At 40.7% G+C, this 26,428-nt stretch carries 22 protein-coding genes and 1 other annotated feature; of the genes, 6 read left to right on the forward strand and 16 right to left on the reverse strand.

All coding sequences use genetic code 11. The features are described 5' to 3' along the window. Positions 1 to 20: 20 nt before the first annotated feature. Positions 21 to 701: a metal-dependent hydrolase gene (locus FILTAD_RS07570; protein WP_124069874.1), complete on the reverse strand. Its 681-nt coding sequence runs from the start codon at positions 699 to 701 to the stop codon at positions 21 to 23. 115 nt (positions 702 to 816) lie between these two features. Here FILTAD_RS07570 and FILTAD_RS07575 point away from each other — a divergent pair, with 115 nt between their 5' ends. After that, on the forward strand, positions 817 to 1,914 hold the full coding sequence (locus FILTAD_RS07575) for a M24 family metallopeptidase (RefSeq protein WP_124069875.1): 1,098 nt from the start codon (positions 817 to 819) through the stop codon (positions 1,912 to 1,914). Positions 1,915 to 2,104: 190 nt separating this feature from the next. Here the strand turns inward: FILTAD_RS07575 and ald are convergent, their stop codons facing one another. Beyond that, positions 2,105 to 3,223, reverse strand: coding sequence for an alanine dehydrogenase (gene ald, locus FILTAD_RS07580; RefSeq protein ID WP_124069876.1), 1,119 nt, complete (start codon positions 3,221 to 3,223; stop codon positions 2,105 to 2,107). Positions 3,224 to 3,639: 416 nt separating this feature from the next. Between ald and FILTAD_RS07585 the strand changes: the two genes are divergently transcribed. Then, a complete protein-coding gene (locus tag FILTAD_RS07585; protein ID WP_124069877.1) occupies positions 3,640 to 4,107 on the forward strand; it encodes a universal stress protein in 468 nt (155 codons plus the stop codon). A gap of 102 nt (positions 4,108 to 4,209) precedes the next feature. Here FILTAD_RS07585 and FILTAD_RS07590 read toward each other — a convergent pair whose 3' ends face one another. The 5 genes from FILTAD_RS07590 to sppA form a co-directional block, all read right to left on the reverse strand. Further along, the gene (locus FILTAD_RS07590) at positions 4,210 to 5,400 is read right to left on the reverse strand and encodes an acetate kinase (RefSeq protein ID WP_124069878.1); all 1,191 of its coding nucleotides are present in this window, start codon (positions 5,398 to 5,400) and stop codon (positions 4,210 to 4,212) included. A 66-nt stretch (positions 5,401 to 5,466) separates the two neighbouring features. Next, on the reverse strand, positions 5,467 to 6,375 hold the full coding sequence (locus tag FILTAD_RS07595; protein WP_124069879.1) for a class I SAM-dependent methyltransferase: 909 nt from the start codon (positions 6,373 to 6,375) through the stop codon (positions 5,467 to 5,469). Positions 6,376 to 6,441: 66 nt separating this feature from the next. Beyond that, the gene (tpx, locus tag FILTAD_RS07600) at positions 6,442 to 6,948 is read right to left on the reverse strand and encodes a thiol peroxidase (RefSeq protein ID WP_124069880.1); all 507 of its coding nucleotides are present in this window, start codon (positions 6,946 to 6,948) and stop codon (positions 6,442 to 6,444) included. 30 nt (positions 6,949 to 6,978) lie between these two features. Further along, entirely contained in the window at positions 6,979 to 7,542 is a 564-nt protein-coding gene (locus FILTAD_RS07605) for an RDD family protein (RefSeq protein ID WP_124069881.1), read from the reverse strand. Between the two features lie 11 nt (positions 7,543 to 7,553). Further along, complete coding sequence (sppA, locus tag FILTAD_RS07610; RefSeq protein ID WP_124069882.1) at positions 7,554 to 8,567, reverse strand: signal peptide peptidase SppA; 1,014 nt, start codon at positions 8,565 to 8,567, stop codon at positions 7,554 to 7,556. Between the two features lie 104 nt (positions 8,568 to 8,671). Between sppA and FILTAD_RS07615 the strand changes: the two genes are divergently transcribed. Further along, positions 8,672 to 9,472: an NAD kinase gene (locus tag FILTAD_RS07615; protein WP_124069883.1), complete on the forward strand. Its 801-nt coding sequence runs from the start codon at positions 8,672 to 8,674 to the stop codon at positions 9,470 to 9,472. Positions 9,473 to 9,492: 20 nt separating this feature from the next. Here FILTAD_RS07615 and rarD read toward each other — a convergent pair whose 3' ends face one another. The 6 genes from rarD to ezrA form a co-directional block, all read right to left on the reverse strand. After that, positions 9,493 to 10,398 (reverse strand): EamA family transporter RarD, encoded by a 906-nt coding sequence (rarD, locus tag FILTAD_RS07620; protein WP_124069884.1) that lies wholly within the window; start codon positions 10,396 to 10,398, stop codon positions 9,493 to 9,495. 137 nt (positions 10,399 to 10,535) lie between these two features. Continuing rightward, positions 10,536 to 12,110, reverse strand: coding sequence for an acyl-CoA synthetase MbcS (mbcS, locus tag FILTAD_RS07625; protein WP_124069885.1), 1,575 nt, complete (start codon positions 12,108 to 12,110; stop codon positions 10,536 to 10,538). 174 nt (positions 12,111 to 12,284) lie between these two features. Further along, a complete protein-coding gene (locus FILTAD_RS07630; protein WP_124069886.1) occupies positions 12,285 to 12,497 on the reverse strand; it encodes an alpha/beta-type small acid-soluble spore protein in 213 nt (70 codons plus the stop codon). Positions 12,498 to 12,578: 81 nt separating this feature from the next. Then, on the reverse strand, positions 12,579 to 13,781 hold the full coding sequence (gene thiI, locus FILTAD_RS07635) for a tRNA uracil 4-sulfurtransferase ThiI (protein WP_124069887.1): 1,203 nt from the start codon (positions 13,779 to 13,781) through the stop codon (positions 12,579 to 12,581). Next, positions 13,768 to 14,913, reverse strand: coding sequence for a cysteine desulfurase family protein (locus FILTAD_RS07640; protein WP_124069888.1), 1,146 nt, complete (start codon positions 14,911 to 14,913; stop codon positions 13,768 to 13,770). The genes thiI and FILTAD_RS07640 overlap by 14 nt, the downstream gene beginning before the upstream one ends. A gap of 135 nt (positions 14,914 to 15,048) precedes the next feature. Beyond that, entirely contained in the window at positions 15,049 to 16,740 is a 1,692-nt protein-coding gene (gene ezrA / locus FILTAD_RS07645) for a septation ring formation regulator EzrA (protein ID WP_124069889.1), read from the reverse strand. A gap of 295 nt (positions 16,741 to 17,035) precedes the next feature. Between ezrA and FILTAD_RS07650 the strand changes: the two genes are divergently transcribed. After that, positions 17,036 to 17,515 (forward strand): GAF domain-containing protein, encoded by a 480-nt coding sequence (locus tag FILTAD_RS07650; protein WP_124069890.1) that lies wholly within the window; start codon positions 17,036 to 17,038, stop codon positions 17,513 to 17,515. A gap of 48 nt (positions 17,516 to 17,563) precedes the next feature. Here FILTAD_RS07650 and megL read toward each other — a convergent pair whose 3' ends face one another. Then, a complete protein-coding gene (gene megL, locus FILTAD_RS07655; protein ID WP_124069891.1) occupies positions 17,564 to 18,781 on the reverse strand; it encodes a methionine gamma-lyase in 1,218 nt (405 codons plus the stop codon). A gap of 91 nt (positions 18,782 to 18,872) precedes the next feature. After that, positions 18,873 to 20,738 carry a sensor domain-containing diguanylate cyclase gene (locus tag FILTAD_RS07660; protein WP_124069892.1) on the reverse strand — a complete coding sequence of 622 codons (1,866 nt, stop codon included), beginning with the start codon at positions 20,736 to 20,738 and terminating at the stop codon, positions 18,873 to 18,875. A 348-nt stretch (positions 20,739 to 21,086) separates the two neighbouring features. On the opposite strand from FILTAD_RS07660, the gene rpsD reads away from it, so the two are divergent. Next, entirely contained in the window at positions 21,087 to 21,689 is a 603-nt protein-coding gene (rpsD, locus tag FILTAD_RS07665; protein ID WP_124069893.1) for a 30S ribosomal protein S4, read from the forward strand. A gap of 142 nt (positions 21,690 to 21,831) precedes the next feature. Here rpsD and tyrS read toward each other — a convergent pair whose 3' ends face one another. Further along, entirely contained in the window at positions 21,832 to 23,097 is a 1,266-nt protein-coding gene (gene tyrS / locus FILTAD_RS07670; RefSeq protein ID WP_124069894.1) for a tyrosine--tRNA ligase, read from the reverse strand. 48 nt (positions 23,098 to 23,145) lie between these two features. Further along, positions 23,146 to 23,344: a binding site (T-box leader), on the reverse strand. A 106-nt stretch (positions 23,345 to 23,450) separates the two neighbouring features. Here tyrS and FILTAD_RS07675 point away from each other — a divergent pair. Then, positions 23,451 to 26,405 carry a transglycosylase domain-containing protein gene (locus FILTAD_RS07675; protein ID WP_124069895.1) on the forward strand — a complete coding sequence of 985 codons (2,955 nt, stop codon included), beginning with the start codon at positions 23,451 to 23,453 and terminating at the stop codon, positions 26,403 to 26,405. Positions 26,406 to 26,428 lie beyond the last annotated feature (23 nt).

Here is a 26,428-nt window from a genome sequence, read left to right on the forward strand (position 1 = left end):
AAACCGATTGAATAAGGGGTTCAAATATCGAATAATTCCCCAGGCTCCATTATTTTCACTTCATGCTTTTCTGCAAGTCGTTTGAAATCGTTCGGGTCTTGTTCAATTGGCGGAAATGTATTGAAATGGATTGGTACGGCTAGCTTCGGATTCAGTAGTTCGACTGCATATGCAGCATCTTGCGGTCCCATCGTAAAATTATCACCAATTGGCAGGAATGCGACATCAATCGGATGACGTTTACCAATCATCTCCATATCCCCGAATATAGCCGTATCCCCAGCGTGATAAATTGTTTTCCCTTCTGCTGTAAACAAAATCCCAGCCGGCATGCCTGTGTAGATGATTTCATTTGTATCAGTTGTATAGGAAGAACTGTGAAATGCTTGCGTATACTTGACAGTGCCGAAGTCGAATTCACAAGCACCGCCGAGATTCATCCCATGTGTCTTCACACCCTGCCATCCTAAGTAGACCGCTAACTCGTTCGGGGCAACCACGAGTGCATCGCTTGCTTTGGCAATCGCAACTGTGTCACCTACATGATCGTTATGGCCATGTGTTAACAGAATAATATCAGGTTTTTCATTTTCTACAACGAGGTCCGTCAATTTATTGCCCGTGATGAATGGGTCGATAAGAATTGTTTTTGTTCCTACTTTTATTTTCACTATGGAATGTCCATGATATGAAATTTGCATGTTGATCATCCTCCTGGTATTCGTTTATTCAGTCTATAGTATATAAAGTTCGCTAAATAACCGCTAATCCCTCTTTTTTGTTATGCTAGTACTATTCGAATTGGAGGTAATAGAAATGAGTAAAGTTAAAGAAATACAAGCATTTTTACGTAAAGAAAACTTGGATGCAGCATTCATCACAACACCGGATAACGTGTTCTACGTATCTGGTTTCCATAGCGACCCGCATGAACGTCTTCTTGGCGTGATGGTATTTAAGGATGCAGAGCCATTTATTATTTGCCCTTTCATGGAAGTTCCTGATGTAAAAGCGACAGGTTGGTCTTTTGATGCAGTTGGTCATGAAGATACACAAGATGCTTGGGAAGTTGTCATGGAGGCCGTTCGTAAACGTGGACCCGTGCCCGCTACAATCGCGATTGAGAAATCACATTTGACAGTCGAAAGATTAGAACGCATGGAACAACTTTTTGAAGGCACAAAATTCGCAGCACTTGATGAACAGCTAAATACGATGCGCAAAATCAAAAGCGAAGATGAGCTTGTAAATTTACGCAAAGCGGCGGAACTTGCAGATTATGCAATTGAAGTAGGTTGTAAAGAAATTGCTGAAGGCAAAACAGAACTCGAAATCCTTATGGCCATCGAGTTTGAAATGAAAAGAAAAGGTGCACAGAAAATGTCTTTCGATACAATGGTCCTTTCCGGATTAAAAACGGCATCTCCCCATGGAACACCAGGAGATCGTAAAATCCAAAAAGGTGATTTCATCCTTTTCGATCTTGGTGTCGTTTACAACGGCTACTGTTCAGACATTACAAGAACTGTGGCGTTTGGCGAACCAACCGACAAAATGCGTGAAGTCTATGATACAGTTAGAAAAGCGGAGCAAGCTGCGGTCGACTTAGTACGTCCCGGGGTCAAAGCAATGGAAATCGATAAAGCAGCCAGGGATGTTATTGACGCCGCTGGATACGGAAAGTACTTTACACATCGGATTGGCCATGGGCTTGGAATCTCAGTCCATGAATATCCATCAATCACAGGAACGAACGAGCTTGTTTTGGAAGAAGGCATGGTCTTTACAATCGAGCCAGGTATCTACCACCCTGAAATTACAGGTGTACGAATTGAAGATGACGTCGTCGTTACAGCAGATGGTGTAGAAGTACTCACAAAATTCCCGAAAGAACTACAAATAATTAAAGACTAAAAAAAAGAAAAGCGACAGCGCCTTGAAAGGGGCGACAGGCATAAGACGGAACTGCAAAGCGGCGCCCTTTGCCCGGGAAGGATGCAGTTCAATCCTTCCTAGCAGGGCTGGCTTATGACCCGAGCCCCTAGGCGCTGGAGCTGGATCATAAAAAGGGCTAACCACAAGTGGTTAGCCCTTTTACTTCTTATTATTTATTCAATAACGTTGCAGCTGCTACGTACTCAAGTCCTTGGTCGTCAGCTACAGCTTTATATGTAACATGACCTTCCATTGTGTTAATGCCTTTTTGAAGAGCTTCATTGTCTAGACATGCTTGTTTATATCCTTTGTTCGCAATTTGAAGCGCGTAAGGAACTGTAACGTTTGTTAATCCCATTGTAGAAGTACGTGGTACTGCTCCAGGCATATTCGCTACTGCGTAATGAACAACGCCATGCTTTTCATAAGTAGGCTCATCATGCGTAGTTACACGATCAGATGTCGCAAAAATTCCACCTTGGTCAATAGCGATGTCAACAAGAACTGATCCTGGTTTCATCGATTTAACCATTTCTTCTGAAACAAGTTTCGGCGCTTTAGCTCCTGGGATCAAAACAGCACCAATAACAAGGTCCGAATCTTTAACGGATTCAGCGATATTGAATGGATTCGAAACAAGTGTTTGAACATCATTACCGAAGATTTCGTCCAATTGACGAAGACGATCAACAGATAAGTCAAGTACAGTAACTTGTGCTCCCATACCGATTGCGATACGTGCTGCATTCGTACCTGCTTGTCCTCCACCAATAACTGTAACTTTACCGCGAGAAACACCTGGTATGCCTGATAGAAGAATACCTTTTCCGCCTTGGATTTTCTCAAGATATTGTGCACCGATTTGCGTCGCCATACGTCCAGCAACTTCACTCATTGGTGCTAGTAACGGAAGTGAACGGTTTGGAAGTTGTACTGTTTCATAAGCAATCCCGATAACTTTGCTATCAAGAAGCGCTTTAGTCAATTCAACTTCAGGTGCTAAGTGTAAATACGTGAATAGTATTAGACCCTCTTTAAAATGAGTATATTCAGATGCGACTGGCTCTTTAACTTTCATTACCATTTCTACATCCCATGCTTCTTTTGCAGATGAAACAATTGTCGCTCCTGCTCCAACATAATCCTCATCAGTGAAACTTGAGCCGATACCAGCACCTGTTTCGATAAGGACTTCATGACCTGCAGTTTTCAGATTGAAAGCTCCAGCCGGTGTCATTGCGACCCGGTTTTCATTATTCTTAACTTCTTTTGGAACACCTATACGCATTGTTATTCCTCCTAAAAAAATGATTATTCGTTGGTTATACACTCTTTTTCATGCATACCAATGTATCTTTAATCTTATCAGAAATTAAATGTTTTTGCTCCATTTAATTATTTCGCAGAATTATCAAATAGGGTAGTGGACTATTACTGAATTTAATTTGTGCATATACTATAGAAATCATGCGTGATAGACATCAAAAACACTTAGGGAGAACTAGCATAAGTGCCCTCTAAGTAGAGTGGTAGCCAAGGTGATAAGACTGGCGGTGATTTTCCGCCTATTTTATATAGACATTCAACCGTTTATTAATATTGAAGTTTCTCTATATATCTTCCTTTTTTTCTGCAGATTAAAAGGATTTTTGACTTTGTTTATCGAAGTAGTACTAATAAGTAACTATGAATGGAGTGGTAGGTATGGCACTAGTTTACAACCAAATCCTTGTCGCAGTTGACGGATCGAAGGAATCAGAATGGGCCTTTAGGAAAGCGGTGGCCATCGCGGATAGAAACGAGGCAACATTGAACTTGATCAATATCATCGATACACGCTCTTATGCAGCGGTTGAGGCATATGATCGCTCTATTGCAGAACGCGCACAAAAGTTTGCAGAAGATTTATTATCGGATTACAAGGCAGAGGCAGAAAAAGCTGGCGTACAAAACGTCAATATCATTGTCGAATATGGATCACCGAAAACAATGATTTCCCGTGACATTTCGAAAAAGTTGGAAGCGGATCTTATCATTTGTGGAGCGACTGGTTTGAACGCGGTAGAACGCTTCCTGATTGGTAGTGTTTCCGAACATATCGTACGTTCTGCAAATTGCGACGTTCTTGTTGTACGTACACCCGAAGATGTACCCACTATTAACGGGCAGTAAAAACCCCTATAATTTAATTTCAATCTTGTTGAAACTGTTAAAAAAAGAGGTCTCCTTTATCCATAGTGGATAAGTGGGACCTCTCTTTTTGAACCGTTACCATTATAAGCCGATAACCCTGATGGTATCACGCGCAATCATTACTTCCTCATTGGTCGGGATGATCAACACTTTAACTGGTGAATACGGAAAGCTTATATAGACTTCCTTTTTACGAATATCATTTAAATCCGGATCAAAATAAACACCCATGAATTCTAGACCTTCTAACACTTTCTTACGAATAACCGTACTATTTTCACCAATACCAGCCGTAAAAATAATCGCGTCGACTCCGCCCATCCTCGCAGCATAAGAACCTATGTATTTATGTATTCTGTCGGCAAATACATCAAGTGCGAGCTGCGCACGAACATTTCCTTTTGTCGCCTCAATTTCAATATCACGGAGATCGCTGGAAAACCCAGACATCGCAAGCATGCCCGACTGCTTATTCAACACATTTAATACATCTTCAACCGACATCCCTGTTTGTTCCATAATATAGGGAATGAGAGCTGGATCAATATTTCCTGAACGTGTGCCCATTGTCACGCCAGCAAGGGGTGTAAAGCCCATCGACGTATCAAGTGACTTGCCCCCCTCGACAGCAGCGATACTTGCGCCGTTTCCTAGATGGCAAGAGATGAGTCGAGTGTCTTCAAGGGGACGATTCAACATATGTGCCGCACGTTGTGTCACATATTTATGGCTCGTACCATGGAAACCATATTTACGGATTCCATACTTTTCATAATACTCATAAGGCAATGGATAAAGAAAAGAACTTTCGGGCATCGTTTGGTGGAATGCCGTATCAAAAACTGCAACCGTCGGCACATTCGGCAATACATTTTTAAATTCTCTAATACCGACAACATTTGCGGGATTATGCAGAGGCGCAAGTTCTGACAATTCTTCGATATGGGCTATCACATTATCATCAATAAGGACGGCATCGCTAAAAACCTCACCACCATGTACGACACGATGTCCAATTCCATCAATTTCATCCAAGGATTGAACAATTCCTTCACTGACAAGCATCTTTAACAGCATAGCAACCGCTTCGGCATGGTTCATAATGTCCCCTATTTTTTCCACACTAGTTTGCTCATGCTTTAATGTAAAAACAGACTCGGATAAGCCAATCCGTTCAACTAGTCCGGATACGACTATCTTTTCTTCCGGCATTTGAAGAACCTGAAATTTCAATGATGAACTTCCTGCATTTACCGCTAAAATATTCTGCATATAGAACGCCCCTTTTAGACCGATCTCTACTTCTACTTTTCATGTACGTCTGATTAAAATGAACTATTATTCAGCTGCCCACGCATCCATTTTTTGAAGGAAAAGCGCCATTGCTTTTTTATCCGTCATTGTGGGAACCTTTGCTAATAGTACATCTTGTGTTTTATTCATTTCAGGAAATGGCTTTTGCAATATTAATATACTTTTTGCATGTGTTGCGTTTTTAAAGAGTGATTCAGGCAGTTGTATGATTGCCCGAATTATTGTTTGTTTCTTTAAAAATGGATGCAATAACGTAGATTGGTCCGATTCAAATAAGTTTGCCGGAACGATGAATAATGCATAGCCACCTGGTTTTGTATGTTTCATGGATTGTTCGATAAATAGATGATGCGCATATGCATGCCCTTTACTTGGCATTAATTCATACTCGAGTGCATTTTCATCATCAGGATAATAACCGACAGGCAAATCACTTACAGTAATGTCTACCGGGTCCACCATAAGTGGTCTTAGTGCATCTTGAATATAGAATGTTACAGAATGCTCAACTAGTTCAGCTGTTACAGCAGCTAACCGAGTAAGAATATCGTCAATCTCAACAGCACTCGCCGAAACATTATTTCCAATTGCATTCATGACTGTAAACAACAAATTACCTGTTCCTGTCGCCGGGTCGAATAATGTTATATTCTCTTCGCCAGCAGTAAGTTTTCCAGCAATGTGACCTAGAAGCATACCGATTGAATCTGGGGTCATTTGGTGATGTGGCTGTGCATTCTGTTTCATACCTTTTAGTACAGCGAGCTGAATACCCCTACGGATATCCTCTTTTGAGACGCCATCTTCCAACCTCGGCATCTCGTCACCCGCTATCCACTTTTCACAGGCTTCTATAGCAGCCTCGAGATAAATCATCTCCGTAGATTCGGCATACGTATCTATATATGAAAAAATCTTTTCTGTGTTTGTCATTATATTCATCCCTTAATTTATAAAACCCACCCGTCTCCGAGTGGGTTTCCATAATTATTTCTTAGTTCACTTTGAAAGTTTTTTTACTGCCTCTATCGCATTTTCATAGTCGGGATGGTCTGTTCCCTCACCGACGTATTCTACGTAAGAAACCTTGTCGTCTTTATCAATAACAAAGACAGAACGTGCTAATAGACGAAGCTCTTTAATCACGACACCATACGCTTCACCGAATGATAAATCGCGATGATCGGATACGATTTGTACATTATCAAGACCTTCAGCAGCACACCATCTTGCTTGAGCAAATGGTAAATCAGCTGAGACAGTCAATAAAAATACATCCTCACCGAGTGACGCAACTTCCTCATTGAACTTCCGCGTTTGTGAAGAGCAAACACCCGTGTCGATTGAAGGGATGACACTAATTAGACGTGTTTTACCTTTCGAATCGGCGAGCGTCACTGCACTCAAATCATTAGCAAGTACTGTAAAGTCCGGTGCTTTGTCCCCTACTGCAACTTCTTTTCCGAGCAATGTAACAGGATTGTTCATGAATGTAACGTTAGCCATTAAAGACGCCTCCTTTTCTATTCTATCTTACTAAATGACTGATCCACTTTGCAACTTTTGTAGATCATTTTGATTTTGATAACTGACTTGCATTTCTTTTTCATAGGTTTGCTCATGAATGACAATGGTATCAGCAAACAAGTCATGCAAAGCCTCTTTTTTCGGCATGAATAAAACAAGCAGATAAGGGAGGACAAGCGTTTTTGATATGAATCGTCCGACTACTTCACGGAAAAGTACTGAACTCCATGAAAGTCTATCGCCATTTTCCGAAACAACCTTAATGCCCATAATCATCTTGCCGACAGTTTGCTGCAAAAACTTCGTCATCATTGTAAAGTAAAGCAGTAGTAATAGCAATGCGGTTATTTTATACGGACTGAACAGTAGGAATGACGGGCTTGATATGTCGATATGCGCCACCCTAAAGATTGGTTTTACCACAATTCCACTAATCGCAGCAATGACTAAAAGATCGATTGTATACGCCCAAAATCGTATCCAGAAGCCAGCGTATTTTGCCCTGAACTGTCCAGGCTGGCGCTTATCGGAATTTTCTACGAGATTCGACTGTTCTTCAATATGTTCAGACATCGTATCACTCCTTATCTCTCACCGTATAGATACATCATCCGCGGTGCGTTGTAGTCAGAAAGCAATTTGCCAATCAATTCGGATTCTACGTTACCGCCAAGTAGATTCCCCGCTTTGACACCAAACAATGAGCCCAAACTATCCATAGTTGTATATTCGAAAACAGTTGCATTTTGAAGGTCGTAATCTTCTTTCATCGCACCAATAACATCATCTACTTTGCCATAATCGTCGGCTAGACCTGCCTCGATTGCTTGACGACCATTCATAATTCTGCCGTCTGCAATTTTTTTCACATCGGCTTCTGTCATGCCGCGCCCTTCTTCAATAATATCGACGAAACGTTCATAAGAATCATTGATCATCTCTTGAAGCATCGCCCGTTCTTCATCTTTCATAGGACGAGATCCGCTCATGATGTCTTTATAAGGACCTGTTTTAATCGTATTAAAGTCAATCCCATATTTCTCAGCAAGTTTTGAGTAATTAACGCTTTCCATAATGACGCCGATTGAGCCCGTAATTGTTTCATGATTAACAAAAATCTTATCCGCTGGTGCAGAAACATAATAACCACCAGATGCAGCCATCCCTCCCATTGAAACATATAACGGGATTTCTCTTGTTGTTTGGATTTCTTGAATCGCGTCATATATATCCGCAGATTCCACAACTCCGCCACCAGGCGAATTTACGCGTAAAATAACACCTTTTACATTTTCATCAACCAGTATCTCATCCAACTGATTCATGAAAAACTGATGGTTATAGCCGGCGGGTGAAAAGATAGACGATGCTGTACCCATATCCTGTATGACGCCATCCAATGTCAGAACAGCAATTTTATCATTGCCGGTCCCTTCCTCGATTACCGTTTCTTCATAACCTGAGGCTGACGTACTTATCATTTCATCAAAGAAACTGCTGAAATCTCTTGTGAATATGTACGATAATGTATTAACCCCTATCGAAACAAAAATAAGTACTGCCGCGACGACGATGGCAATCCACCGTTTCATTGTCATTTAAATTCCTCCTTTTATACCTACACTGTTCTATACGTTAATCTGTCCGAAATGTTTCACTATATGCTAAAATAGAGGTATTGATTTCGGAAGGGGTGTCTACTGTGTCTGAAAGGTCGTCTGTTTTTATCTATAGTAAACATGATAAAGAATCACTCGATAAAAAGTCTAAAGTAGAAGATGCTTTAATCCATGAAGGATTTACAATGACATCTGAAGATAAAACTGCAAATATCATCATCAGTATCGGGAGTGATGGATCATTCCTTCAAGCTATCCGGAAAACTGGTTTCAGACAGGATTGTCTATATGCCGGTATATCATTAACAGGCAAGCATGGACTTTACTGTGATTTCAATTATACCAATCTTTATGAAATGACACAGGCTATTCGGAATGCTGAATTGGAAGTGAGGCGTTATCCGTTAATAGAGGTGGCGATTGATAACCACCAACCATTCTATTGTCTAAATGAGTTCAGTATTCGGTCGAACATTATTCGGACATTCGCCCTTGATGTTCACATAGACGAGTTGTTATTTGAAACGTTCCTAGGCGATGGGCTAATTATTTCAACACCAACTGGAAGTACTGCATACAATAAGTCAGTAAATGGTTCTGTTGTCGATCCCCTTTTACGTTGTTTCCAAGTTACGGAACTTGCATCCGTGAATACGAATAAGTACCGTACGCTCGGATCACCGTTCATCATGAGCGGTGACCGGAAACTTCGTCTACACGTCCACCAAGACGGTAACGACTTCCCATCCATGGCCGCGGATAATGAAGCGCTAGGCATCCATCAAGTCGAAAATGTGGACATTAGATTAAGTGATCGAACAATTAAAACGGTGAAACTAAAAGACAATTCATTCTGGGAAAAAGTGCAGCGCATATACTTATGATTGAAAAAGGGCCATCTCAATTAAAGATGGCTCTTTCGTTTTTTCAGTGCTTCCGAAATTGTCGTAAAAGTAAATAAGAGTAGCGCTGCCCATATGAAACTGAACGAGATTAAATCAATTTTGCCGAACGTCTCTCCATAAATGATAACGCCAAGGAAAAGCATCATCGTCGGTGCAATGTATTGAAGGAAGCCAATCATGAATAACGGTATTCTCTGAGCACCTTTTGCGAACATGACAAGTGGAATCGCAGTTGCGGCTCCCGTGAAAATAAGAAGAATGTTTGTTTTTAAATCGGTATGTAGAAAAACAGCTTTGCCTTCTGCGAATAACCAGATGTAAAAACCAATTGCAATGGGTAAGACAAAAAGTGTTTCAATCGTCATTCCACGAAGCGCATCCAGTTGAATCTTCTTTTTCGCAAAACCATAAATCGCAAAAGTAATTGCTAAAGCGAATGAGACCCAAGGTAATTGACCATAAGAAACCGTTAAAATGATAACACCTATTATCGCAAGTAGGAAAGCGACTTGTTGTGCACGTGAAAGCTTTTCTTTCAAGAAAAATATTCCGAGTAAAACTGAAACAAGCGGATTAATATAATACCCTAGACTTGTTTGGACAAGATGATTGTGATTGACTGCCCATATGTAAATGAACCAGTTACTTGAAACAAGGACGGATGCCGCGAATAATAACCAAAAGTCACGTTGCGACCGCCAAAGTGTTTTCATATCACCCACCAAATGACGTCCGTTTTTCATAAGAAGTACGAGTAACAAAGTCGAAACGAATGACCAAACAATCCGACTGATTAAGATTTCCCCGCTGGCAACATGTTCGAGGCTCTTCCAATATATCGGTAGCACTCCCCAGATGACATACGCACCAATCGCCCAAAGGACACCGCTTTTCTCTGTCTGCATAACGACGTCCTCCTTTTATTTAGATTACCGAAATAATAAACTAATTATAGTAGCAATCGTAGGAAAGGTAAAGAATGAAAAGAATAGCCATTCATGCAACGGGAATAATCCCTTTAGCATGAATGGCTTTACACCGTTTACTTTTTGTTGTTTTTTCCTCTTAATTGCACACGCATAATTTTTCCGGATGCCGTTTTCGGCAATTCATTTATGAATTCAATTTCCCGTGGATATTTATAAGGCGCTGTCCATTTTTTCACATGATCTTGTAATACTTTTACAAGGCCTTCTTCGTTCTTTCTTCTGGAATCGCGTAACACAATAAACGCCTTTACAATATTACCCCGTATTTCATCCGGACTTGCAACAACTGCACATTCACGAACAGCTGGATGTTTTGTCAACGCATCCTCCACTTCGAACGGTCCGATTGTATAGCCTGAGCTAATAATAATATCGTCTCCTCGACCTTCGAACCAGAAATAACCGTCTTCATCCATCTTGGCACGATCTCCTGTAACATAGTATTCACCGCGGAATTGCATGGAGGTTCTTTCTGGATCTTTCAAATACTCCTTGAAAAGCGCTGGCGTCGAAACATGTACAGCAATGTCCCCTACTTCCCCCGCCTTACTTTTATTTCCTTCGTCATCAATAATATCTACACGATTGCCAGGAGTCGGTTTCCCCATTGAACCTGGTCTTGCATCCATCCCCAGCATTGTACCGACTAATAACGTATTTTCAGTTTGTCCATAGCCGTCTCTCACTGGTAATGAAAATGTCCTGTCAAAGATATCGATAACTTCGCGATTAAGTGGCTCCCCTGCTGACACGGCACTACGAATGGAAGAAAGATCAAATTCACCCAGGTTCTCAAGTTTTGCGATAAAGCGATATTCTGTTGGTGTGCAGCATAGAACGTTCACTTTATAGGTATTGATCAGGTTTAAATAAGTCGTTGCGTCAAATTTCCCATCATAGACAAGACCCGTTGCACCACTGCCAAGAACTGAAAGGAACGGTGTCCAAATCCACTTTTGCCATCCTGGTGCAGCAGTTGCCCAAACAGTATCTCCTTCTTTAATACCCAACCAATTAGGTGCTGCTGTCCGTAAATGGGCAAATCCCCAGCCATGTGTATGTACCACGCCTTTCGGTTTTCCTGTAGTTCCAGATGTGTATGATAGGAATGCCATGTCCGAACTTTTTGTATCAGGTGAAGTGAAGTCAGCAGATGCTGTTTTCATTTGTTCCGTTAACGAGATTTGTCCTTCTTTTGCACTTCCTACAATGAACAATTTAACGTTATCCATATTTTTCACTTCATCGAACTGATTGGAAAATGCATCGTATGCAACAATGGCTTTTGCATCGCTATGGAGTAAGCGATAGTCAATATCTGTACTCCTCAACATTTCTGAACTCGGAATAACGGCAATCCCTGCTTTCAGTGCACCAATGTATGTTATATAAGCTTCAATTAAACGTGGGATCATGACAAGGACTACATCTCCACTTTTCAGTCCTTGTTCTGTAAACACATTTGCTACCCTGTTCGCAGATTCCATTAATTCATCATATGTAATCTCTATCTTTTCTCCCTTTGCATTCACGTAAAGAAGCGCTTTCTTTCCAGCACCTGTCGCATACTTTTCAAACTCACTAACAATGTTGTAATTCAACGGTGCAATTAGCTCATCACGATTCATAATAAGTTCCCCCTTTGTTGTATGGATTCATTATACTAAAAATAATTTGATAATTCAAAAGCGATTTTAATTTCGAATGAAAAATGAATTTTTTTCTTCAATTATTCCATACTAATCGGGAAAAAGTAAAAAGCCGTTCCGGGATAAATCCCGGAACAGCTTTTCATTTACTTATTACTGTTGTCCGCCGTTCATTTGTGACTGAGCCTGACGCACTAATCGCTTTGTGATTTCTCCGCCTACGGATCCGTTGGCACGCGATGATGCATCTGGTCCAAGTTGTACACCAAAGTCTTGTGCAATTTCATACTTCATTTGGTCAAGTGCTTGTTGTACGCCTGGGACTAAAAGTTGGTTTGAGTTACCGTTGTTATTGCTGTTTGCCATGATTACCACCTCCTTGTGCATATAGAATGGTCGGTTTCGAAAATTTCATACACAAGTATTTACTGGTAATTTATTCATGGCTTATAATAACTCATCAAATGCATCGACTTGATGAAGTGGCAATTCGATGATGGTCCGCTTTTCAACGGCTTCTTCAATCATTGGTTCAAAGTCGGTGAAGCTTTCATAGTAGGCGACTTTTTCAAGTTTGGGCTTTGTTTTAGGACTTGAAGGTGTAAATATTGTACAGCAATCTTCATAAGGTCTGATTGAAATATCGTATGTCCCGATTTTTTGAGCGATATCAATAATATCCAATTTGTCTGAAGCGATAAGTGGTCGCAAAATAGGCGTTGCCGTCACTGCATTGATGGCTGTTAGGCTTTCTAGTGTCTGACTCGCTACTTGACCTAGGCTTTCTCCCGTAATAATGCCAAGCGCTCCCGCCTTTTCACGTACTTTATCCGCAATTTGAAGCATTAACCTGCGTGTTGTCGTCATCGTCACATTTTCGGGTACTTGTTTTGTGATTGTTTGTTGTATTTCCGTGAATGGAATTATATGAAGACGGACCGAAGCGCCAAACGTACTTAATGTAGCAGCTAGATCGATTACTTTTTGCTGTGCCATGTCACTTGTAAACGGTGGGCTTGCAAAATGGATTGCATCTATTGATACACCGCGCTTCATCATTAAGTATCCTGCAACCGGACTGTCGATCCCACCTGAGAGCATTAGAATTGAATGGCCATTTGATCCAACAGGCATTCCTCCCGCACCTTCATATATATGAGATGTAAGAAATGCTCCTTCTTCTCTTATTTCCACTTTTAACATGATATCGGGTTTTTTCATCTTTACGACTAACTCGGGAAAGTTACGTAGTACATACGAGCCGACTTCCTGTTGCAACGCATTTGTATCGAGCGGAAACGATTTGTCTGTCCGTTTAACTTCAACTTTGAACGTCTTTCCATCAGTTTCTCCAGTGTTAATGACAGCTAGCGCTTTTTCTTTAATCGCTTCAAGTGTTGGTTCACATTTTGCAACCGGACTAAATGATTGGATGCCGAAAACATGTGGTAGCCTTGCAATCGCTTCCTTCATGTCATTTTGGTCATCCGCAAAGAGAAACATGCGGTCACGTTCCGATTTAATAACAATCGTTTTTAAATCGTTTAACGCATCTTTTATATTGTTCCTTAATTGTTTTACAAATACTTTTCGGTTACGGCCTTTTAACGACATTTCACCATACCGGATTAGTAGCTCATTCCATTCCATTGTGTTTCCCCCTTTTGAGTAATTGTATAAAGCGAGTAAAAACTGTTTCAAATTCCATCACTTGTTGTTCGGTGGTTGTTGTTCCGAGACTAATGCGGACCACGCCCTTTTTATAAACCTCGGGTAAACCAATTGCTTCTATAACATGTCCCACACTTTTATTTTTTGAAGAACATGCACTGGAGGTCGATAGGATAATCTCGTTTTCCTGAAAAAAGTTGACAGCCACTTCTCCTTTAATTTCAGCAAAAGCAATGGTTGTAATATGCGGGGCGGCCTGCTCGGGCGCGAGAATAACAACATTGTCGAATCGCTTCAAAAAGTTGACTAAACGACTACGCAAGTGCAAAAAGTTTTTTTGTGGCAGCTCTTGTATACTGATTCGCATCGCTTTTGCAAGCGCAACGGCATTCGGCACACTTACCGTTCCACTACGAATCCCTTGTTCTTGTCCACCTCCAAAGTTAATCGCCTCGGGTGTTAACCCTTGCCTTACTGCGAGGAGGCCAGAACCTTTTATACCATTGATTTTATGAGCAGAAATAGTGATTGCATCAGGTCCTTCTCCACCCAATGAAATGGACAACTTGCCGAAACTTTGCACAGCATCCGAATGGAATACTGCCCTTGAATTCTCTTTAATGATACGTGCACATTCTGCAATTGGCTGAATCGTACCTATCTCATTATTCACATGCATAATACTTACTAAGTTTGTCTCTTTTCGCAGTTTCGCTTGTAATTCGTCAACGGAAATTAATCCTTGCTTATTCACCGATAAATAATCGACTTCAAATCCTTGTGTTTCGAGGTAGGCTACCGCATTCAAAACAGAAGAATGTTCAACTTTTGTTGTGATGATATGCTTGCTTCGTAAGCTATTCTTTTTTGCAAAGCCAATAATCGCCAAATTATTTGCCTCGGTACCTCCTGAAGTGAAGATCACTTCGCCTTTCACAGCCCCTAAAAGTGATACAATTTGCTCTCTCGACCTTGTTAGAAGAGCTTCTGCTTCCTTACCGGCAGCATGTAGGGATGCAGGGTTTGCAAAAAAACGTTTATTCACTTCCATGAATGAGGCAAGAACACGTTCGTCAGGCGCGGTTGTTGCACTATTATCAAAATAGATCATCCCGTACCTTCCTTTCTTAGCATAATATATTATTTGATATAAAGTATTTTCTTCAAACCCACTTCGGCGTTTATATAAAAAAGCGTGACAAAGCCACCCGCACTTAGATGCCGGTGGCTTTTCCAAAATAAACTCTTAAGCATGTTCTTTCACTAACTCTTCAATTTTCTTCATAGCGCCTGGTTCAGCTTGCTCGACCGCAGTTGCGGCCTCTTCCAAAGCTTTTGCATAGCGAAATTGTCTGAATGAATCTTCAGCTTCCATAAGGTGGGCATGCATCGAAGGGTTTGATGCCCGATATCTATTTCCATACTGAATAATCCACTCAATCAGCATAACATTTTCAAGTAATTCATCGACTTTCAGACATAAATCGTCTACTACATTTTCAGCAGTCGCCAAGTAGGAATCAACAAGCGCCATATTTAAAGGAACTTCCTGCAAGCTTTGCGTCACGATATAAATCTGTTCGTCCGCTTCTTCAAGTCGCGCTTCCATCTCATCAGGTATACCTGGAATATTTCCTCTATGTAGCAAACGGTCTGCATTTTGCAATTTACGGGCTAACACGCCCAACTGGTCCCGAACATTATTTTCATCAATTCGTAAGTTTTTAATACGGTCTGTGAATCGATCCTGTTCTTCGTCGATTTGTTCAACCTCTTCTGAAATACTGTGCAGTTCTTCCCGTAAACTTGAATAGGCAGATGCCTGCCCCTCGATTCGATTGGCAAGAACTTCAAATCGTTTGCTAAGCGTGTCCAGTTTTTTAAGTGATAGTTGTGGAATCTGGGCTTCTTTTTCATCCAATCTGTAACTTTGTTGAACAAATGCTGTTTCATTTGCAATTTCTTTTGTCAGCGTCATGCTCTCTGAAAGCCTTTCAGCAACTTCGTGATAGTACTCGTCTACGTAATGTTTAGCATTTACCTCATTTTCAAGTAAATCATAATAAGAATCGATTCGTTCATTAATTTCACTTATCCCTTGTTGAACTGTTTCTATTTGAAGTGCAGACATTTTCACCATATATTCTTCGATTTCGGTTTCAATCGCACTAAGATGTGAAGTCAAACCAAGATGTTGTAAGTAATATGCCTGCTCTTCCATTTCTCTCGTCCCATTTCGAAGCTCACGGATAGATGCGGGTATTTTACTTTGCATTTCTGTTAGTAGCGACGGGATCTCGTGGATAAGAACAAATAGGCGATTTCCTTGCTCAGATAAGGAAATTACAATCTCACGCGCAAGTAAGTAATTACCATTTTCCGTTAACTCGTTATATTCTTCGAATTTCGGATTAAACGATTCAAGTTCTTTTTCAAGAGGATCAGCCGTTACACCGAAAGAATGAAGGTGTGCAAGAACCGTTTTTCTTGCTGCACGATGTTTTTCTTTAAGTGTTTCCATTTCGATTCGATTTTTCTCTTCACTTCCGACAAGTTCGTTTAATTCGTACAAGATTGCATTCATTCTTTTATCGCAAATGTGGATTTTCTCTTGAAGTTCTTTTTCCATCTTAGATGCTTTCCCATATCGGAACCGGTCGACCATGTCTTCGATGTCGAATAACAACGAATCCATTTTCGGCATATGTTCATCCGTAACTTCTGCCCATTCCGTTCTCCAGCGTTCAAATTTTTCCTCGGTTTCACCAGTCATGTTCAGCTGTTTTACTTTCGTCATCTCTTCTAAGATTGGTTTATGTTGAATTTGAAGCTTTTCTTGTTCCAACCTTCCGATTTCCCGGAGATGTTTTCGCCTGAATAAAAAAGCGATTGTTATCACTACGATTAGTATTATAATTGGAATGATGAATTTTACCATCGTGGTCCTCCTATTCCCGAGTCACTGTGCCATGATATTATCCTATATACTACCACGTTTTTCGACTAATGGTTGCGAAAATATGCGATTTATAGGATAAAAACTATTTTTATGTACTTCACGCTTTATTTTTTGTGAAAAAACGCATTAAAATGTAGAATCTACTTATATACTATATACGTTGATCTAATAAGTCTATTTAATCTCCAGCGAAGGCGCCTCACTGGGGTAGCCGAGCGTTGTTGGGAAGATTCTTTATGTCAACATATTTAGTTCACGAATGGGGGCGCTTTAAATGTTCACACAGATTTATTACACTGGAAATAGTACGGAAAAGTATAGTCAGTTGGCAAAGCAAATGGATGCTTTGCTCACTGGAGAGAAGAATAGGTATGCAAATTTAAGCAATGCATCTGCGCTTCTAAATCAATTTTTCGATCGCATCAACTGGGTTGGTTTCTATTTGATGGATGAAGATGAACTTGTTTTGGGACCTTTCCAAGGTTTGCCTGCATGTATTCGGATTCCTCTTGGAAAAGGGGTTTGTGGAATTGCAGCAGTAAATGGGAAAACTATCATTGTTCCCGATGTAAATGCATTCCCAGGGCATATCGCTTGTGATAGCGCATCGCAGTCGGAAATTGTCGTGCCTCTGCGGAAGAATGGTGAAGTTCTTGGTGTGCTCGATATTGACAGTCCTGAATTAGATCGCTTTTCCGAAGCCGATTTGGCAGGACTTGAACTAGTTGTTGAAGTGCTGAACAAACACCTTTAAGCAGAAAACTGCCTTGGCGATTGGAATCCCCACTCACCAAGGCAGTTTTTAATGCATTGCGTTTTCTACAATTGTCTTTTTCATGCGTGCAAAAGCGTTTTCCATGTCTTGTATTAGGTCTTCAGCATGTTCAAGTCCGACAGATAGGCGAAGCAAAGAATCCGTGATTCCCATTTGAATACGCTCCGTCTCGGGAACGACAGAATGCGTCATAGTGGCTGGATGTTGAATGAGCGTTTCCGCATCCCCTAAGCTAACTGCAATCTTAATAAGTGCTAGCTGATCCATAAATTGTTGAGCCGCTTCTTTCCCACCTTTAATTGTAAATGAAACAAGGCCGCCTCCTGCCCTCATTTGGCGTTTCGCCAACTCATATTGCGGATTATCAGGGTCGAATGGATAAAAAATCTCTTCCACTTGTTTTTGACTTTTCAAGTACGTAATCAGCTTTTCCGCATTTGATGTATGGCGCTCCATTCGAACCGACAATGTTTTAAGCCCGCGGATCAACAACCAAGCATCAAATGGAGACATAATGCCCCCAAAATCCTTTTGGACCGTCATACGGATGCCTTCCATCTCATCCTTGTCGTTACCGATTAGCAATCCCGCTATGACATCACCATGTCCATTAATGTACTTCGTCGCACTATGCAAAACGAAATCAGCGCCTATATCCAATGGATTTTGCAAATAAGGAGACGTGAACGTATTGTCAACGATAACACGTAGTCCGTGCCTTTTAGCTACATTTACAACCGCCTGCAAGTCGACCAATTCCATCGTAGGATTGATAGGCGTTTCTACATATATACATACCGTTTCCGGTTTAATGGCTTTTTCAATTTCCTCTTCAGTCCCCATCTGAACAAGATCATGCGTTATATTGTATTTCTGATTCAATATACCAAGAAATCCAAAGGTACAACCGTATATTCCGCGTGAACAAAGAATATGATCGCCTGCTTTTGTCACATGCACAAGAATTGAACTGACCGCTGCCATCCCCGAACCAAATGCAAGTGCACCTTTCCCATTTTCCAGCGCAGTCATTCTTTCTTCCAATACGCGGACAGTCGGATTTCCAAGCCTTGAATAGATATTGCCCTCTTCTGCTCCTGAAAAACGGTTTTCCCCTTGTGCCGAATTTTCAAATGCGAAAGTCGATGTTTGATATAACGGAACTGTAAGACTTCCGTGATGCATTTTATCGTCATAGCCTTCATGAATAACAATCGTATCTTTGTGTAAACGTTCTTCTTTCATTTCTAGCCACCCCTTCTGTTTGCAATTGTTTTACAACTCTCTTTTAGTTTACTCTTTTATTCTAGTAAAGACAAAGAGACAAGTTCCCTCGTTACAAATGAGGTGAACTTGTCTCTTTAAATCTTACTTGGTTTTTGCCATTATTTTTTGCTGCATAGAGCGCTTCATCTGCGAAATGGAATAATTGTTCAAAGGTCATTCGACTTTCAGACGTCCAACTGTGTATACCAACGGATACGGTAACCTTAGGATTCGTAACTGTCGGGATTGTAAGAACCAACTGTTTCGCTATCGCTGCCCCTGCCTTGATATTAATTGATGGTAAATAAAGGGCAAGTTCTTCCCCGCCCCATCTTGTAGCAATGCCTATTCCAATAATTTCAGATTGTATATAAGATGCAATTTGTTTTAACACCAAATCCCCTGATGCATGGCCGTACGTGTCGTTCACTTTCTTAAAATTATCAATGTCTATGAGGACGAAGACGCCTTGTTGATCATTAATAATTGACTCTTCAACAGCATTATCCAAATAGTTTCGTGTGTACAGTTTTGTCAAATGGTCTTTATTGACCAGGTCCTGTAACTGATCACGTAGTAAGGAATTGGCAAGTGCTAATGATGAATGTCCGATAAGTGACCGCATTAACTTAAAATTATCGAACGAAAAAAAATAGGATTCCGTATGCAGTAAAATAACAAAACCAATCACTTTTTCCTGATTTGTAAACGGAATGGAGATCACAGATTCATACGGGTTTGAGCAACCCAGCTCGCTGTTGAAACTCGCTTCAAATAGCGCTTCCTCTCCATCTTCCATTGAGGTTCTCACAAATGTAAGATAATCTGAACAGGCATCTGTTGAGAAAAAATCCGTACTTAATGGAGAAATCCTGTAGTTATCCATATCCTCGCAAAATACAAACCCAATTTCGTTCGGCTTGAATGCATCCAGCAATTGTCGCCTCAAGTAGACAATCATTTCGGCGGAGTCCATATTACCATTTAATTTTCTAGATGTTTCATTGACCAATTGTAAATCCTCGATTACTCGATGTGACTGGTCGTAAAGACTTGCGTTTTCAAGCGCATTACCAGCCGTATTTGCAAGCATTCGAATATAGTTCTTTTGTGCTGTTGAAAAGGCGAAGTCGAACGGAGTTTTAATTTGCAATAAACCATATATCCCTTGCCGCCCTTTAATAGGTGCATTGATCAGTTTACAGGACAAATCCAAATCTTCTTCAACCGTCATTTCTCCAGATACATAGGCATCGACCGCGGATGGTCGTTCACTTGTATAGTCAAATAACTTATAGGAACGTGTCAATCCTCTTTTTTCATGGGATAAAAGCAGTTCCGTTTGAAAAGCAGGAAATGCTTTTACAAATGTATTCACAATTTCATTCAAAATCAGTTGACTATCCATTGTAGAATTAAATAGTTCGGTAACACTAAACAATTCCTTATAATTTTTTTCACTTTTCACGAGGGAAACCATCTTACGCACGGTAAGAATCAAACGACTCACTACTTTTTTGAGTTCATTCAAAGAGGGAGAATTAGAAAACACGCTCCATTTATCCGTCGATTGAATGAGAAGAAGGCCTAGTGGTTCAGTATCCCCCCCTTCAAAGATGACAAAATCATCAGCGTACGCAAAGCCTTTTTCTTTGAATCGTTCTAGATATGCAGCATTAAAATCTTCATTTCTTTCCTGTTCACTATCAAATCGAACAGCATTCTGTCCTTTTAGTGCAGATCGATATCCTTTGATGGGCATAAACTTCTCTTTATCGTAAACAAAAAAGTCTGCATACTCGATATCAAAATGATTAGTTAACGTTTTCTTCAACACTTCAAACCATTCTTCATAAGTTCGGACAGCATTTAAGCTCGTCCATAAGTCCATCAAATCACTTTTTATTTGCAATAAAGTCAATTGATGATTTGTCAAGCTAATCACCCCTACCGTGTAATATGAAGTTTCTATTTGTTTAGATATTCACATTCTAATTCATTCGGACTAGAAATACCACTTTTCTTTACACACACCTTTGTGCCTATCCTTTATCAAATTGTGATGCTTGACTATCTCGTTATAAATTGATAAGATAAAAACTGTGTAAAATAGTTGCAGCAGTTGTGTGTTCTAAATTAACTAGTCTATTCCTTTCAGAAGGTGCACCGTGTAACTTCCTGGCTGCGGAGGCGAAGATGCAAGATAATAGAATGGCATTTGGATTGAACACATCTGGTTCTTATTTTACAACAAAATAAAACCAAATTAGAGGAGGAGTCAATCATGGCTCGTTATACAGGTCCATCATGGAAACTTTCCCGCCGTCTTGGTATTTCATTAAGCGGTACTGGAAAAGAAATTGAAAAACGCCCTTACGCACCGGGACAACACGGTCCTAACCAACGTAAAAAACTTTCCGAATACGGACTGCAATTACAAGAGAAACAAAAACTTCGTTTCATGTACGGAGTTAACGAACGTCAATTCAAAATCATGTTCGATAAAGCAGGCAAAATGCCTGGTAAACACGGTGAAGTCTTCATGGTTCTTCTTGAAACTCGCCTTGACAACGTCGTTTATCGTATGGGCCTTGCTCGCACACGTCGTGCAGCTCGCCAACTTGTTAACCACGGCCACGTTATGGTTGATGGCAAACGCGTTGACATCCCATCTTATAGTGTAAAACCAGGTCAAGAAATTTCTCTTCGTGAAAAATCTCAAAACCTAGACATCGTAAATGAAGCGCTTGAAGTGAACAACTATGTTCCTGAATACGTAACATTCGACAACGATACTAAAGTAGGTCAATTCGTTCGTATGCCAGAACGCAGCGAGCTAGCAGCAGAAATTAACGAAGCTCTTATCGTTGAATTCTACTCACGGTGATACCTTCTTTGGAAAAGAGTCCTTCACAGGGCTCTTTTTTGCTTATAAAAACAGCTATTCGCCCACTTTGCGGGAAAATAGCTGTTTTTCTTTTCTTGCTGCAGTCACTACGCTTCCGCGGTGTCTTCGGCAAGTCTAGGTATTATACAAACTTCACCATTTTATAATTTTTCTTGCCTCGGCGAACAATTGTGAATGCATCCTCTAAACGCTCAGCGGAACTTACTTCGTATGATGTATCCGTCACACGCTCTCCATTCAATGAAATTGCACCGTTCGTTACATCCTCGCGTGCTTGGCGTTTTGAAGGCGAGACACCCGCCTCAACGATGAAGTCGACAATATTCTTATCTTCTTTTGCCATTTCAAATGATGGGATATCCTTGAACGCATCTTTCATTTCATCTACAGAGAGTGCCTTTAAATCACCACTGAATAACGCTTTCGAGATACGGATGGCTTGATCGAGAGCGTCTTGACCATGTATGAGTCGTGTCATCTCTTCAGCAAGAGTTAATTGAGCCTTCCGTAAATGCGGTTCCTCTTGAACGCCAACTTCCAACACTTCAATGTCTTCTCTTTCCATGAACGTGAAAATTTTCAAATACTTAATGACATCGCTGTCCGCTGTATTGATCCAGAACTGGTAAAATTCATATGGCGATGTTTTTTCAGCATCCAGCCATACTGCGCCTCCAGCACTCTTCCCGAATTTCGTCCCATCCGCTTTCGTCACAAGTGGAATCGTAATACCGAATGCCTTTGTCTCTTCTGTATGAGTTTTCCGGATGACTTCGAGCCCCGTCGTAATATTGCCCCATTGATCTGAACCGCCAATTTGTACGCGGCAGCCATAGTTATCATATAAATGATTAAAATCTATCCCTTGTAAAAGCATGTAGGAAAACTCCGTAAAGGAAATTCCGTTTTCCAGACGTGATGCAACATTGTCTTTTGCAAGCATGTAATTGATGCTCAATAATTTTCCGTAGTCTCTAAAAAATTCAATCATCGTCATGGCGCTAATCCAGTCATTATTATTCACCATCTGCGCGCCATTTTCTGTATTGAAGTCAAATATTTGTTCCATTTGCAGTTTAATACCTGCAACATTTTTTTCAATTTGTTCAGTCGTTTGAAGAACCCTTTCTTCGGACCGTCCTGATGGATCTCCAATCATTCCTGTTGCCCCACCGACGAGTAAAATCGGACGATGGCCATGAAGCTGAAATCTACGAAGTGTAAGCAGCGGGACGATATGTCCGATATGCATACTATCCGCAGTCGGATCCACACCACAGTATAGTGCTATTTGTTCTTTATTCAACAAATCTTTAAGGCCTTCCTCATCTGTTTGTTGGTACAGTAAACCCCGCCATTTCAAGTCTTCAATCAATACATTTTCCAATAAAATCCCTCCTAAAATTAAAAATGTCCCTGCACGATTAAAAAATCATGCAGGGACGTTAAATACTCAATTAACGCGGTACCACCCAGCTTGAGAATAAATTCTCCGCTCTAAAACGCAATAACGCCGCGCTCGCGTAACACTCCACAGCTGTAATTCATGTACGATGTACCGGACAGCTTCCACCAGCCGCTGTCTCTCTATACGGAACTCACCGCCATTACTTCGGCTCTTTCAACGTGTATAACACTATATATCACCCATTCTAAACCAATTTTAAATGTTGTCAAACCTTTTTGATTTCCACTTATGATTTTATGCTATAATAGGAAGGATTTTAGGGGGCGAATAGTTTGAGTGAACAGAAAAAGAATAGAATTGACCTTATTGAAGAAAAATATGAAAGTCTAAACCAGACGAAATATGCTAAACGAGCACGAATTACATCAGGTGTAGTATGGAACCTATTTCTACTTTTCATCATTGTCGGCCTAACTCTATCCGTCTTTGTAGCTTCAGTCGGTGCTGGCTATTTCGCTTCACTTGTGGCGAAAGAACCGCTACGCTCTAAAGAAGAAATGCGAACCACAATTTCCGACTACACAGAAACGTCCGAGATTTATACAGACGGAAAGTATTTTAAAAAGGTTAGCTCAGATTTAGACCGTAAGGAAGTCCAATTAAAGGATGTGTCACCTTATGTAATTAATGCCGTTTTGGCAACTGAAGACGAATATTTCAACACCCATAACGGCATTGTTCCCAAAGCGGTGTTCCGCGGACTTTTCCAAGACATTACAAATGCCGATAACCAAACCGGCGGGTCAACACTGACACAACAACTTATCAAAAATCAGCTTCTGACAAATGAAGTTTCCTATGAACGTAAGGCCAAGGAAATCCTACTTGCTTTGCGACTGGAACATTTCATGACTAAAGATGAAATACTTGAAACGTATTTAAATATCATCCCATACGGTCGTAATGCAGGCGGAGATAATATAGCAGGAATTGGGGCAGCAGCCGAAGGTATCTTTAATGTAAAAGCAAAAGATTTAACACTTCCCCAAGCTGCCTATATTGCTGGTATTCCCCAGGCTCCATTTGCTTACACCCCCTTTTACAATAGACATCAAGGGGTGAAAGAGCCTGAATATTTAGAAGCGGGCATAAATCGTATGAAAACAGTACTTTTCCGGATGAAAAGTGCAGATTACATTACAGAAAAGCAATACAATGAAGCAATTGCTTATGATATTACAAAAGACTTCCGTGAGGCAATGCCACCTTCCAATAAACACTATCCTTTCTTAACGGAAGAAATACAAAGACGTACGATTGATATTTTATCAAAAATAATTGCAGAAAAAGACGGCATTGATCCTGACAGAATCGACAACGATAGCAAATTAAATGAAAAGTATCGGTTGCTAGCAGAACGTTCTATGCGGACAGATGGCTATCGTATTCATGCAACTGTTGATCTTCAGCTTTACGATACGATGAATGATGAAGCAAAAAAATTCGAAAACTATGGATTCACGTACTCTCAAGAAGTAAATAATAAAGAGACAGGTGAAAAACAAATCGATAAGTATCCCGTGCAAGTGGGAGCTATAATGATAGAAAATAGTACAGGGAAAATCCTTTCTTTTGTTGGAGGCCGTGACTATGAAGAAGAAGCATTAAATCACGCGACGCAAAGCTTCCGACAAAATGGATCCACTATGAAACCATTACTTGTCTATGCACCCGCCATCGAATACGGAGTCATAGGAGCAGGAAGTCCTCTCGTTGATGTGAAGTTTAACTATAACGGTTGGAAGCCAGTCAACTTTTTAAGTTATCAAGAACTGGGAATTATTCCAGCGAGACAGGCACTTGCCTCTTCACAAAACTTGGCCACTGCTCGGCTATATAGAGATATCATAGACCGGAAACCTGCAAACTTTTTAAAGCAGATGGACTTTTCAAAACTGAATGAAAACGAATACGGTAATCTTTCGCTATCATTAGGAGCGATGACAGAAGGTACAACAGTCGAGGAAAACACAAATGCATTCGCGACATTCGCGAACGGCGGTAAATTTGTTGATGCCTATATGATTGAAAAAATTGAAGATAACAAAGGTAATATTATCTTCCAACACAAAGTAGCTCCAGTTGATGTATTCAGTCCACAAACAGCCTATATGATAACAGACATGCTTCGTGACGTTCCTGTATCTGGAACCGCAACAAACATGAAAAAAAATCTTAACTTCGGAATTGATATCGCAGCAAAAACGGGCACAACTGATTCATATAGTGATGCATGGGTTGTTGGATATAATCCTACTATTTCGATGGGTTTGTGGTTGGGCTATAAATACTCATCTTATTCATTACAAGGTGCGGGAAACCAAAGTTATGGATCGACAAATACGCGTACAACAGCCCTTTTTGCCCGGTTATTGAATGCGGCTAACAAAGAAAAGCCAAAACTAATTGGGGCCGGTGCAAGATTCAAACAACCGAAAGGTGTTGTCACTAGATCATTTTGCGGTATCTCGGGTCTGGCACCTTCAGCGGCTTGTTCAGCTGCTGGACTCGTCAAGTCTGATTTGTTCAATGCAAATGTGATGTTACCAAATAAGCTGGATGATAGTATCGTTTCATCTTCTTATGTATCCGTAAATGGGAAAAGATATATGGCGTTGCCAACAACACCAGCTGAGTTTGTAACTACTGGAGGAACTGGTGTTAACGCTACGTTCATCGAAAGGATGCTGGGACCTTTGGGAGGAGATGCCTCGAAATTATTCCCATTGACATCCGCTTTCTCATCAAATGTTGTATCGGGGGCCGTATTTAATGCTGATGGCGCGTCACCTGCCGCTGTCCAAGTAACATTGAAAGGGTCTACGATTTCATGGGGCAATTCTTCATCCAATGATGTCATCGGTTATTACGTATATAAAGATGGTGCCAAAATCGGAACTATCCGGGACACTGCATCTAATGTATACACAATCGGTGCTGGGTCTTACACAGTAAGAGCGGTTGACATTACAGGCAAGTTATCTGGAGTGTCGAATGCTATAACTATCAAAGAGGAAACACCACCACCACCTGTCACTGAGACACCGGACGAAACGGAAGAAAATGATAAGGATAATGATAAAGACAATGATAAAGACAATGATAATGACAAAGATAATGACAAAGATAATGGCGTTCCACCTGTAACAACTCCTCCTACCGATGGTAATAATGGAGGCACTCCTCCTCCAGGCGATGGGGATACTGAAGGAAATGGCGACCAATAAATCCATATAAAAAACAACGACAA

The sequence above is a fragment of the Filibacter tadaridae genome (assembly GCF_900609045.1).
Lineage (GTDB): Bacteria > Bacillota > Bacilli > Bacillales_A > Planococcaceae > Sporosarcina > Sporosarcina tadaridae.